Source organism: Amycolatopsis sp. A133 (genome assembly GCF_031082405.1).
GTDB lineage: Bacteria > Actinomycetota > Actinomycetes > Mycobacteriales > Pseudonocardiaceae > Amycolatopsis.
The window spans coordinates 51,625-64,556 of the sequence record NZ_JAVHJU010000003.1; the positions used below are offsets into that span (position 1 = coordinate 51,625).

9 protein-coding genes are annotated in these 12,932 nt (G+C 62.3%); 6 read left to right on the forward strand and 3 right to left on the reverse strand.

The window, feature by feature from the left end; translation table 11 throughout:
• Position 1: 1 nt before the first annotated feature.
• The 4 genes from Q5425_RS03050 (at position 2) to Q5425_RS03065 (ending at position 3,434) form a co-directional block, all read left to right on the forward strand.
• Positions 2-565: a hypothetical protein gene (locus Q5425_RS03050; protein ID WP_308670517.1), complete on the forward strand. Its 564-nt coding sequence runs from the start codon at positions 2-4 to the stop codon at positions 563-565.
• Between the two features lie 609 nt (positions 566-1,174).
• Positions 1,175-2,029: a hypothetical protein gene (locus tag Q5425_RS03055; protein WP_308670518.1), complete on the forward strand. Its 855-nt coding sequence runs from the start codon at positions 1,175-1,177 to the stop codon at positions 2,027-2,029.
• Positions 2,022-2,819: an RNA polymerase sigma factor ShbA gene (gene shbA, locus Q5425_RS03060; RefSeq protein ID WP_308670519.1), complete on the forward strand. Its 798-nt coding sequence runs from the start codon at positions 2,022-2,024 to the stop codon at positions 2,817-2,819. The genes Q5425_RS03055 and shbA overlap by 8 nt, the downstream gene beginning before the upstream one ends.
• Positions 2,820-3,170: 351 nt before the next feature.
• On the forward strand, positions 3,171-3,434 hold the full coding sequence (locus Q5425_RS03065; RefSeq protein ID WP_308670520.1) for a hypothetical protein: 264 nt from the start codon (positions 3,171-3,173) through the stop codon (positions 3,432-3,434).
• A 901-nt stretch (positions 3,435-4,335) separates the two neighbouring features.
• Here the strand turns inward: Q5425_RS03065 and Q5425_RS03070 are convergent.
• On the reverse strand, positions 4,336-6,171 hold the full coding sequence (locus tag Q5425_RS03070; RefSeq protein WP_308670521.1) for a hypothetical protein: 1,836 nt from the start codon (positions 6,169-6,171) through the stop codon (positions 4,336-4,338).
• Positions 6,172-7,017: 846 nt separating this feature from the next.
• Here Q5425_RS03070 and Q5425_RS03075 point away from each other — a divergent pair.
• Complete coding sequence (locus tag Q5425_RS03075) at positions 7,018-7,569, forward strand: hypothetical protein (protein ID WP_308670522.1); 552 nt, start codon at positions 7,018-7,020, stop codon at positions 7,567-7,569.
• Between the two features lie 835 nt (positions 7,570-8,404).
• Positions 8,405-10,189, forward strand: a complete 1,785-nt coding sequence (locus Q5425_RS03080; protein ID WP_308670523.1) for a recombinase family protein — start codon at positions 8,405-8,407, stop codon at positions 10,187-10,189.
• 152 nt (positions 10,190-10,341) lie between these two features.
• Here the strand turns inward: Q5425_RS03080 and Q5425_RS45690 are convergent, their stop codons facing one another.
• On the reverse strand, positions 10,342-11,049 hold the full coding sequence (locus Q5425_RS45690; RefSeq protein WP_396135120.1) for an SAVMC3_10250 family protein: 708 nt from the start codon (positions 11,047-11,049) through the stop codon (positions 10,342-10,344).
• 45 nt (positions 11,050-11,094) lie between these two features.
• Positions 11,095-12,903, reverse strand: a complete 1,809-nt coding sequence (locus tag Q5425_RS03085) for a protein kinase domain-containing protein (protein WP_308670524.1) — start codon at positions 12,901-12,903, stop codon at positions 11,095-11,097.
• Between the last annotated feature and the right edge of the window lie 29 nt (positions 12,904-12,932).

Below are 12,932 nucleotides of genomic sequence, written 5' to 3' on the forward strand. Positions count from 1 at the left end.
GATGTTTGAAAGCGAACTGGACCTGCACGAGGCGACGTTCGAGCTGACGATGGGCACCCGCGACGTCATCCGTGGCGTCACCCGGGCGAGCGTGCCGGGGCGGCACCTGGTCGAATCGACGATGTTCCTCGCGGCTTGGATGAAATCCGACGCGGACCGGACCACGGGAGTGACGCGGAGCCGGCTCCTTGCCGCTTTGAGAGACGAAGGCGAAAGATACTCGCATCCCGGGCTTCTGGAGGAGCTGGGCGAAACCGTCGGCGTGATCTACGAGTCCGGTATGGCGACCGACGGGGAGCCGTTGTACGCCGTCGTCCAGGACACCTTCGGCGAGTACCTGGCCGCCCGCTGGGTCTTCGAGAATGTCCGGGACGACGAGGCTCTCGCCCGGCGGGTGGCCGGCATGATGGCCGTCGGCCGGTTCGACGCGGGCTGGCAGTACGTGCTCGAACTCGCCGAGCGGCGCAGGCGCCCCCGCGCAGACCTCCTGATACAGCTGCGACGAGCAGCCGAGGACATTCTGGACCAGGCTGACCGTGCCCGCGTGGTCGGAATGTTGGGCTGATCGCCCGAGGCTGCTGGGGTGCCGCGCTCGAGCGTTGACCGTGGCTTGGCCTGTATCCAAGGATTCGAGCACGTTGACCTGCGGGTCCCAAGAGTCGGTCGCCGGCGCTGAGCAGTGGCTTCACGTGGCTCATTCGTACTTGTTGATGAGGCCTGCGGCCAACGAACTTCGCCCGGCAGATCAGCCGCCGAGGCTCGGATCTTCGTCGGCCTGCGTTCCGGTACAGCCGCCCCGACCGCGCACGACATGTCATCCCCCGCCGGCAGGATCAGCGAGTTGCAGCCCCGCACGTCCGGCCCTGCAGGTGCCTGCTGTTGGCAGGGGATGCACCCTGCGAGTGACGCGGACATGGACGTCGCCCGGAGTCCGGGCGACCGAAACGCCGGTCCCCATGTCCGTGAGCCGACCGGCCAGGGCAACGCGAAGACGCTCCGGCGCGTGGACTCTTTTGCCCTCGCCAGATACTTGATAACGAAACGGTAACCGACTGGCTCGGGTGCGCAGAGCGCGCACCTACAAGCAAGGGGTCCGGGTTACCGACGAGAAGGTTCAACGCTCGTTCGGTCGCCGCCACGATGTGGCCTCCTCTCCCAACCAAGGAAACGTCGTATGACAGCAGCCGAGGAAGACCCCGCGGTCGGTACCGCGGAACACAGGACGCGCAAGCCCCTGCTGCGCACCGTCGTGAGCGTCACTGCGACCGAGCGGCGTCGGCTGCTCGACCGCGTGCTACCCGCAGGCCTCTCCTCGTTGCCGGAGGACGAGCTCTGGATGGGCGACGGGCCGGCACGGCCGATGGTGCTGCCCGACCTCGAGCTGCTGTGTGCACTGGAGACCGAGGGACTCGACGGCCCGATCTGGGCAGAACTGGAACACCGGCTCGTCGGATTCGGGCTCGGCGTTCTCGACGCCTGGATCACCAGCGGCCAGATCTACGACCGTGCCACGCAGAAAGGCCGCCCGGTCCGGCCACCGAGGCCGCCGTTCACCCGAGACGAGCAGATCACAGTTGTGTACGACGCCGTTGCTGATGGGCTCCGACTGTTCCGAACCCAAGGGATTGAGAAGGGCGGCTGGTGCCCCGATCGCGGCGCCCGCCTGTCCACCTACTTCCTCGGATCATGCGTGCTCTGCTTCGCCAACGCCTGCCGAAAGCAGCTCAGCGCGCGCCGCCGCTGCGACCAGGATGTCCTCGTACCCGAAGTCGAATGGGGCTCGCTCTCGCCCTCTGCCGAACGCACAGCACTGGCCAGCATGGACGTCGATGTCGCCCTCAACGGCACAGTCAAACTCGACGTCCCGCCCGACGTGGTCAAGCTGGTGCTGCAGTACCTCATCTTCGGCTACGAGGTCACCGCGATCCCCGAACTCGTTGACGGCACCTCGCCGCGGATTGTGCGCCGGATCCGCCACGCTTACCGCACTCAGATCAAGGAACAGCGCGAAGGAGGCCGTCGTGGCTGAAGCAACTACTCCGGTGATCGGACGAAAGTCAGCCCTGACGCTGGTGAACAACTCCTCGGTGGGCACCCGCGGGGCGCGTCAGCTCGCCGCGCGGGCGCACCCCGACGCCATCGCGGCCGTGCTCGACCGGGCCGGTCGAACCGAGGCATTTTCCTCCACCACGGACACCGCGCCCGCACGCGACTACCGCACGCCGGAGAGCCTGCCGAGGCCAGGCGGACGGCTCACGAAGGAAGACCTCGACCCGCTGGTCGAGGACGCGGCCGAGGGCAACCCGGCGGCCATCCACACCCTGCTGCAGATGATCGAACCCGTCGTGGTCCGCTACTGTCGGGCCCGCATGGGCGGCCGCGACCTCTCCTACCTCTCGGCCGACGACGTCGCCCAGGAAGTCTGCCTCGCCGTGCTCAAGGCCCTGCCCGACTACCAGGACCGCGGCGGCTCCTTCCTCTACCTCGTCCACGCCATCGCCGCGAACAAGGTCGCCGATGCCTACCGCGCCGTCGCCGACGACCGAGCCGAGGCAGTGCCCGAGCTGCCGGAGCGCCCGCTGGTCGCCGGCAACGAGCCGGAGACCCACGCCCTACACCTCGACCTTGGCGCCCGCCTCGGCCGACTGCTCGCCGCCCTGCCCCGGGTGCAGCAGGAGATCCTGACCCTGCGCATCGCCGTCGGCTTCTCGGCGACCGAAACCGCCGAAACGCTCGGGATCTCCCCGGGCAACGTCCGCGTGACGCAGCACCGCGCCCTGACCCGGCTTCGCAGCATGATCCGCGACGAAGAGTTCTAGATTTCCTGACCGGCCTCAGAGCCGCGCACCGGTACAACGACCAGAACCCAGGGAGGTGCCCAGGGCCCGGCGACGCGAGGCCCCGGCGACATCCACGCGCCGGGTCCTGAGTCCGGCGACACCGCGGGAACGGCATTCCGCCGGATACTCCCTGGCCCCCGGCCGAGCCCAAACCACGCAGAGTGCCGACTCGAAGATTTCCCTGCATGTGCGGCGTGCAGTAAGCGCAGAGAAAGCTATCCGGTTCGACGCCGTGGCGATTCATCCTCCCCGGCCTAGACCACGCACGCTGACCGTCATCGGTATACGCCCTGTCCGGGACCGGACAGCCTGACCTCTAGGAGATTCTCGTTGAGCGCCACGCGCACCCCCACCGCCGACCCGGAGCACCCCGATATTCCGCCACAGACGACGCTGTCGCCCACGATCGCACAGGTGTTCCTCGTGATCGCGGTCTTCAGCTTCACCGGCTGGCTCCTGCACACCGGCTACCCGCCGGTGACTGCATTGCTGATCACCGCCGGCGCCGCCGCGATCGTCGGCGTCACCGGTGGCAGGCTTCCCTGCCTCCACACCTTCGCCGCCAAGATCATCCGCGCGTTCCTGCAGACCTGACGATGACACCCACCCGCATCTCGCCCATCCACTCGCCCACCGACCTCGCCATCCGACCCGCCGGAGTGCCCCGGGTAGCGATCTACACGCACCGTGCACTGTGCTCCAGCGCGGACTGCGACGCGCATGCGAACCCGTGACGCCGACCAGCGAAATTTCTCCGCTCCGCCGTCGACACCGCCCGCCAGGCAAGGAACAAGGTACTCCGTCGGAAAGTGCGCATACAGGGAACGCTGGGACGTCTCCGCGCACGTGGCGCTCGCATCAATGGAGGTCCGCTCGAAGCAACCCGCAAGGAGCGCGAGATTCGCCGTGTCGATGCAACGGGGATCAAGGCCGTCTTCCAACGCGTGTGCGTGGGACGGGTCGGCGTATTCGCAGACCAACGTAGTTCAACGCCATCGAGCCGGCACGACCGCCACCACATGCCCGCGGCTTTTGGGATCGAGCGGCCCCCGGCGGAGTGCCCGAGTCATCGTGCGGCCTGCCCCCTCGGCGCTGATGGGCCAAGCAAAACTTTCAGGCCGAAACGGAAAGCAGATCTAATAGGCGTTCTACGAAGTGGAACGCCGTCACCTGCACACTCAATCGCGGAGCAGGTAGGCTGCTATTCCTTTAGCGATTCGTAACTTTCCAGGATTCTCTTGCGGAAATCATCCGCTTCGACGTATTCCATCATTTCGGAGACCCGCTCCAAGCCAGGCTTTACCGATTCGAGATCAACATCGGGTGGCGGGGCGAACTCTACTCCGGTATCGATAACGCGACGCATCGGGTTGGACCCGAAGACTCGGTGCTCCCTCCTCCGCTTCACCTTGGATCCTTCCGCCGCCGTTATTAATCTGTGACGCAGATCTAGTGGCATTTTAGCACACTTCCTCAATTGACCGCAAGGGATGGACTAGGAGGCAGGCTTGACCCTGATCGACCTTCGCCGCCGCTGTATGTACTGAGCCCTCCTTTCCAAGTAGCGATAGTAGGCGAATATTCCGACACACGTGCTCGACAGCATCAGCGCCAGCCACCACCAGTCGTGTATCGGAATAGCCCACTGCCGATCGAGTAGTTTCAGCATCGGATTGACGGGCCACCGAAACAAACCGACATCCTGGAATAGTGCCAGCACGAGACCGATCGCGGAGAACAGGCTGGTCGCGCGCAACGAAAATTGAGTGACGAGACACGCCCGGCGCAAGGCCTCAACACCGAACGCCTGCCTTGACCAGGACGCAAGAATACCGGGAACCGAAACAATGAGAGCCACGACCGTTCCGCCGAGAACTTCACCGGGGGCACCAGTAGCGATCCTGGTCGTGATCGCCACACCGGCAACGATGACGCCGAGGAAGCAGAGAACACCGAGAGTCGAGGCCAACCTGAGTGTCGCGAACGGGCTCTCCTCGATGTAGATGACATGCTTGTGGTCAATTTTGTTCAGCTTGTAAGGATTGCGCGCATAGAAATGACTGTACGGCTCGGCCCGCATGTCCCTGCGCCGGAGATACGGCGGGCTCTCATCGACGACATTGTGCACACTCACCTGCGGAGCACCATCAGAGTTCCGCGGTCCACACTCCGCGAACTTGGTTCCCGCGACGAAGTCTTCGAAATAGAGGTCGACGAGCTTGCCGTCGACCGACTTGGCGATCCGGTGCTCGGCGGCGAACAGGTCGCCCGGTAGCCGGATGGACAGGTGGTAGCTCTGCGCTTCGTACATCAGCGAGGTGCTGATGTCGAGACTCGCCGGGAAGACACCCATCCTGAAGCGCCACTCGTTCCGCCGGCGCGCAGACCTGCTTTCAGCCAGCTTTAGGGCCGACGGCGACGAGAGGGATCTGGTCAACGAGACACACAGCGGAGCCCCGCCCCGCTCTTCGACCTCCGCGAGCAATAGATAGCTGCCCGTCAACATCTCGATCAGCGCATCGCTCGGCGAGACGCCGGTCTCCCCCTCGGACCGGTACTGCTTCGCGATCTTCGCCGGAGCGGCGATGCGCGCAAGCCCCTTGATCAGGTCGTCGAGAACCTTCGGCTCAGCCAGCAGAGTATCCATCCAGTTACGAGCTCCCGGTGCGCCGCGATCGGGAACGTCATCACCGGTCTCTTCCGACAGCCTGAGGAACAGAAGGAGGTAGGCGGCGAAGTGCAGGTAGTGATCATGGGAGACGGTCACCGCATGCTTCTGATTGATACTCGCCTGGAAATCGTCCAAAAGGGCCCCTTTGCGCACCTTGGCGATCGGCAGGAGGTTCTTCTGGGGCGCATCCGCGTTCCGGTGCGTCTTGGGCAGGACGAGGTACCGCGTGGTGGTTTGCCGCGTCATCAGTTCCTGAGGCTCGTACTCCTCATTCACCCGATACGTGTACTCACTGGGCCGTAGGAGCAGACTCGTCGCAACCACCGGATCGATTCCATGGAATCGTTCATATCCTTCGACCAGGAGGTTGATCAAATAGTCCCGCTCAGGCGCCTTCGGCGTCGGTGCGTCGAGAGGATTCTGCGACACCACTCCGTCGACACCTTCTTGGATCGCATCTCGGAGCAGAAGCCAGTTCACCACCACCTGGTGGGCGACCAACAGGAAGCCGATGACCGTCAGAACGCCGGAAGCCGAGTGGAAGATCGGAACGTCGACGACTCCGAGCGCGAACAACACCAGCCCCGCAACCATCGCGAGCTTGTTTCGCGTCCACATGAACGACCGCCCACCGGCTGAATCACGCTTCTCGTTGTCCATTGGCATCCACCCGACTCACGCCTCAGATTTCACGCCGTCAATACGGCGATGCCCGGTGGTCGTCTCGGCGACAGGCGCTGTTACTGATGTCATGAACACGTGACGAAAACCGTGGTTCGCGGGAGGACGTGCGCAGTTCGCCGAGACCCTCGATACGGATGGTCGGCACGTCGTCCCGGGTGAGGTAGCGAGGTGGGTTCTCCGGTTGCCCAAGTCATCGCGGGGTTGCCGGCTTCTGCCGCACTTGGGCCTTCACCCACAGCTCCATGTCCAAGTCGTGCGGGTCGCGGACTGGTGCTGGTCCCGCCGATCCGCCAGGTCGCATGATCCTCTTGACCTTGACACACTGACAAGGTCTTCACTGCGGGGAGGAGACGGTCACCGTCCGGCTCGGTGGCGGACCAGGCGTCCGCGACGATGCAACCAACCCTGGCCGAACCTGGCAATGACCCGCCACCGGGATCACTTCACCGCCTGGTCGGCGCCAATCTGGTGCATTCTCCACCGACGATCTCGTACGCCGTGGGTTGTACGCGGTGCTGCGGCAGCCCGCCGCGCCAAGGTGCTAGCCGACCGAGAAACCGAAGCCATCCTTGGTGTCCCGTTGCATCGCGATCGGGAGGCTGCGAAGACCTACCGCGTCCAGCCCGTCATTCGACGACGGATCGTGCCGGCGCGCCGGCACGATCGCACCAGCCCTTGGGCCCGTGAGCCAGAGCGGACCTACACACGGGCGCCCAACTGGTCCGAGTATCGGACCAGGCGGTCGCCCCGGCCGCCGAGCGGCAGGGTCACGAATTCATTCCTTGCCGTAACAGAAGATCTATTCGGCAAGACATACCGGCATTGGCCACCATCACGCTGGAGGAGTTCGTGATCATCCGCCGTACCGCCCTGGCCGTTCCCGTAGCGCTGGCTGCGCTCTCGTTGGCCGCATGCAGCAGCAGCGGCGGCTCCCCCACGGCTACCGACTCCGCCGGCGTCGTCGCCCCTGCCGAGAACAGCAGCACGCCGAAGACGGCCGCCGACGTCACGAAGACGCTCGGCGCGAAGATCGCCACGCTGAAGCCGATCAAGACCTACGCCGCGGAAGACGACCCGAACCACCTGCTCGGGCGCCCGAACGGCTACAGCTCGAAGACTGCGTTCGGGGACTCGCGCGTCAAAGCCGACGACGTCGAGTACCTGAAGGAGGACGCGGTGGAGCGCGGCGGCTCGGTGGAGGTGTTCACCACCGAAGAGGCCGCCCAGGCGCGGATGGACTTCATCCAGACGGTAGCGAAGGGGTTACCCGCGGTCGGCGAGTACGACTACGTCAAGGGCGGCGTCCTGGTACGGGTGTCGCGATTCCTGACACCGGACCAGGCGAAGGACTATCAGGCGGCACTGGGCGGCTGAGCGCTTCCAAAACGCACCTTGAACGTGACTCCCGGTACCGCGACGTTTCTGCCAGCCGACATTCGCCACCCCCTGCGACCACGTCGCAGCCGCGATGCCGGCCGTCGTGGCGGACGCGTCAGAACACGACCAGGCGCCCATTCGACATCAGAACCATCTGGCGATTACCCGGCGACGGGAATCCGACGCAATAGTGCCGGAGCCGCCCCTCCGGGAAACAATCCGAGCCGACGACCTGCAGTGGTACGCGTTATGCCGTGTGCCGTACTTCCCTGATACGGAAGAGGTCACCGGGTAGCGAAGGCTCCACCAAACCGCCTGAACACGCAGGTCAGAGGCTCACGCCGTCGTCGAGGAGCAGAGGACTTGGTGGCTGGATGGCGACGAAACGGCGACGCTTCCGGGCCGGAGCCACCAGCCAGCTTTAGACGGCGGCGCCATCGAGCCAGATGACCTTTACAACTTGGTGTCGTGGTGTCTCCTCGCAGCTTCCTGAGCGGAGTTGGTCGTCGAGACGCGCGCCGTCGAAGTCGACCTGAGCGGGTACTTCCCCTCTTGCCGCTACGACGGTGTCGTGGACGATCCGTGCACACCGACCAAGCCCTGGGGCGGACATGACGACTTCTCCGAACACCTCTCCGCGATCAATCTCAGCACCGCGCCGTTCACGACCGCCGACGCGCCACGACGCCGCCGGACTTCGTCCTCGACCTGGGCGTCGGCGCGACGACGTCGCACCCGCGGTGTTGCTGCCGACGACTCCGCCGCAGCTGACGCGGGGCGCCGCCGGCGCTCTGCTGCGGCTGCTTCTTGACGCGGACAAGGCGGCCTGATCATGCGGTTCGCGTTCTATGGCCGGGTCTCCACCGAGGACCAGCAGGACCCGGAGGCGTCTCGGAACTGGCAGCTTGCCCGCGCCAGGGCGCTGGTCGACAAGCACGGCGAGATCGTCGTCGAGTTCTTCGACATCGGGCAGTCCCGCTCGATCCCCTGGAAACGCCGTCCCGAGGCGATCCGGCTGCTGGCGGCGATGCGCGACGCCGATCGAGGGTTCGACGCCGTCGTGATCGGTGAACCGCAGCGCGCGTTCTACGGCAACCAGTACGGACTGACCTTCCCCGTCCTCGTCCACTACGGCGTCGGGCTGTGGGTGCCCGAGGTCGGCGGTCCGATCGAGCCGGAGTCCGAAGCCCACGATCTCGTCATGTCCGTCTTCGGCGGGATGAGCAAGGGCGAACGCAACCGGATCAAGATCCGCGTCCGCGCCGCTATGGCCGTCCAGGCCTCCATCGAAGGCCGCTTTCTCGGCGGCCGGCCGCCCTACGGCTATCGGCTCGCCGACGCCGGGCCGCATCCCAATCCAGCGAAAGCTGCTGAAGGCAAACGGTTGCATCGGCTCGAGCCTGACCCCGTCACCGCGCCGGTCGTGCAGCGGATCTACGCCGAGTACATCGGCGGCCGCGGAAAATTCGCCATCGCCGAGGCACTCACCCGGGACGGCATCCTCTCCCCCTCGATGAACGACCCGGCCCGCAACCGGCACCGCACTGGGGTCGCGTGGGCCAAGGGCGCGGTCGGGGTCATCCTGACCAACCCCCGCTACACCGGACGGCAGGTCTGGAACAAGCAACGCAAAGACGAAGTCCTCATCGACGTCGAAGACGTCGGGCTGGGCCACGAAACCAAGATGCGCTGGAACACCCGCGACAAGTGGATCTTCTCCGAACAGGTCGTCCACGAGCCCATCATCGACGTCGAGACCTTCCAGCGCGCCCAGGAGATCACCGCTGCCAAGGGCGCCGGTCGCAAGACCCGGGAACGTACCCGCACTCAGCACCGGTACGTCGTGCGGGGACTGTTGCACTGCGGGGTCTGCGGTCGTCGCATGCAGGGCCAGAAGAGCCGTGAGCAGCTGTTCTACCGCTGCCGGTACCCGAACGAGTACGGGCTGGCGAACAAGACCGAACACCCCCGCAACGTCTACCTCGCCGAGCGGGACCTCATAGGACCTCTCGACAGCTGGCTCAGCACCTGCTTCGCACCCCACCGACTCACCGAGACCATCGACGACCTCTACGACGCCCAACCGGAACTCGACATCGATCCCGGCGCAGCAGCCGCCGCCACAACGATAGAAGAATGCGATCGAGCGCTTAGCCGCCACCGCGCAGCCCTTGAGGCCGGCGCTGACGCCGCGCTGGTCACCGGGTGGATCACCGAGACCCAGGCCCGCCGCGCCGAAGCGAAGGCACGCATCGTCGCGCAGCCTCAACGACAGCGGCTGAGCAAGCAGCAGATCAGCGACCTCGTCGAGCGGCTCGGAGACATCCGGAACGTCCTGGCCACCGCCGACACCGAACGAAAAGCGGAGGTCTACCGGCAGCTCCAGCTGCACGCGACCTACCACCCCGGTAAACGACAAGTGCGGATCGAGACTAATCTCGATCCGCACGGTTGGGGTTATGGTAAGTGTCCGAGGACGATCTTGCTCACTATCTACACGCCTGCAACTCCTAGCTTGACCTGCAGGTTCCCGCAATTTGAACCCGAAGCCCCCGCGCCTCACGGGGTAATTGAGTGTCCGAGATCTTGCTCGATAGCAGCAACACTTAACCTTTAAGAAATTTAGTTGCCAAACATTCAATATTTCGGCGGCAGGATCCTACCACGCAGGACACGCTTATGGAACTCTTTCACAACAGAGAAGCGTTTATGATTAGTTGCCCAAGATGAACGAACGCCGAGCACATCACATCCTTGGTCAAATATTTATCACGGCCTTGGCACCAACTCGACATATAGAGGACTTGCAACTATAGTCCGATAGTCCGCTTTTTTCGCCCTCTCGCGGGACAAAACATTTGCAGTTACCCGAGCAAAACCAGTCATCCACATAGCGAACCCAGACGAAAGACCATTCTCTAGTTTTCGAAGAAGCAGAGGAACATGCTGTAGATCTGCTCCATCCATGCGGTCAGCAGTTAACGCCCGCAGAACTTGAACAAACCCATATGAGCTAGAGGGAGCCAGCAGCATCCCCTCTCGCGCAGGCGGCTCGATCGCAGCCTGGTCCATTAAGTGCTCAGCAGCACCATGAAGCAGCAATCGAGTAGACGGCATCTCATCCCCCAAGACATCCCAGAACAAGAGCACCGGCACCTTATCCGCCGCCTTCCTGCTCCGGCTAACATCGACAATCCGGTAGTTCATTCGAGTCTCAAAAACAACCCAATCGCCAGGCTCAAGAGTTTCGCTCTCATACCACCGTGCCCCCCTGTCCAACGAGTCGATATGACGAGTAATTCGAGAAAGACCTGGATATCGGCGATTTACGTCGTCAGAGAAAGCCAGCTTGGCGCCACCCCCGAAGGGGACCTTAATTTCAGCCTCACGCACTCTTCGAAAGAGCCCAAACTTGGAATCTCGAACATCTTGAAAGGAGCGAATCTTCCGCTGTGAAACATAGATCAACTCACGCACACGAGCCCCCTGGCCACTTCTAGGACTATTTACAAGAGATCACAACTAGTAACCTCGACGGATAACGGCGATCAAGATCTCAAGAAGCGCATTCGCAGTTAATCGATCAATTGAAAGATTTAGCCACCGAGCTGGAACCACTCGCCAAGATGAATTTGAGCCCACCGACTGGTACCTAACCTCAGCAAGAATCTCCCCCTCGACCGTTGAACGAATTTCACCCGAAAGGGTTCCATCCACATTACTCGCCGCAGCGGAGTTATCCCGAGGATTCAGAATTTCGATCTCTATACCCAGATCAATCCAACGAAGCGACCACAGTAGTTCACCATCCTCGAATCGCACTTCGGTCGAAGGCAAAGCAGATCGCGCCTGTTCAAATGCATCGCGAATTAGAGTTCGCAGACCAAGTAGAGCATTGGCTAAATTACGATCTTCGTCATCCTCAACTGGCTCTTCTCTACTTTTTCTCTGGATCTCTAGGGCAACACGCTGGAGATCCAGTTGCAGCGGCGTAAACTCCTGCCCGCTGCCTACGATGACTTCAAGTACAGACCTGGCGTCTTGAGGTCGCTCATCCGGGTCCTTTGCTAGCATTCTCTCGATCAGGCGGGCAAGTGAAGGAGCGACGGATTCAGGCAATCGCGGTATTGGCGCCGACACGTGCATGTTCATCATGTCGACGTCACTACTAGCGTCGAATGGCCGAGAACCAGTTAAAACTTCATAGGATAGAACACCGAAGGCGTAGAGGTCACTCTTGACGGTCGCTGCTTTTGCCTCCCACAATTCAGGGGCAATGTAGTGCGGAGTTCCGAACCCCCGGAAAGTAAAGGTTCCAGTTTCCTCCCTAAGATTTCGCGCTAACCCAAAGTCTGCGAGCTTCCAAACACCATTAACATCCAAAACATTCGACGGCTTAAGGTCTCGATGCAGGACTGAGACAGTAGCAAGTTCAACGAGCCCCTGAGCTACGTTCCGCAGAACTACAAGCTTCTCATTGGGACTCAAGCTTCCATCGTCGATGGCCGCACGCAATGATCTACTAGCGAGCGGCATAACCAACAGTAAAACGTCCTCAAATTGGGCCGTGTCCAGAATGGGAATGATGTAGTCAAATCGCTCGGCAGTCAGCAAGCCGGCTACATTCACTTCGCGCTGACGAAGCTCAAATGCGCCGGTAGTTTGAGCGCGCAGCAGCACGCGCTTCACTGCGACCGGAAAATTGTCTGCCCCACTGCCCCTGAAAACAAATCCATACGCACCCTCGTCACTTACTACCTCGCGAGTGTCGTACGTCCACCAAGTCCCACTCGCTCCTTGAAATGAGCGCACCGGACCTTCAGCCGAAGTGAGCGACACCCGACCGCCAGCTGTCGAGACGACTCCAGCATATGGGTACCGATCTCGCAGATAGTCGAGGAGCGTCTCCATCTTCGGCTTCAGCTGCTCACTCGCCAGCTCCATATACTGATATCCAGCGAACTTTTGGAGAGCAAGAGGAAGATCGTCGACGTCCGGAAAACGAGCATTCGGCAACAGAACGGGAAGAATAAGAAGATTGTTAGCCAATGCTTGAAGAATCTCAGCGCGCACCCAGTCTCGCGGATCATCGAGCGCGCGAACGTCGAGTTTCTTCGCGCGAACCGTAAGCCATTCTGGTCCAATAATTGATATAAATAGATCCGCCTCAGCGAGCGCGAACTCGATCTTCGGGCCATATCTAGACCCAGGAGCAAGTGAGCAAGCTGCCGCAAAAATATTCTCTTCACCGAAAATTTCTGACAGCTCACGATACAAGTCAGATACAAACGAAGTGTCGGTGAATCGATAGTTCACAAAGATCCGCGGCATCCCTACAGTATATCAGTCGTGTCAGGCCA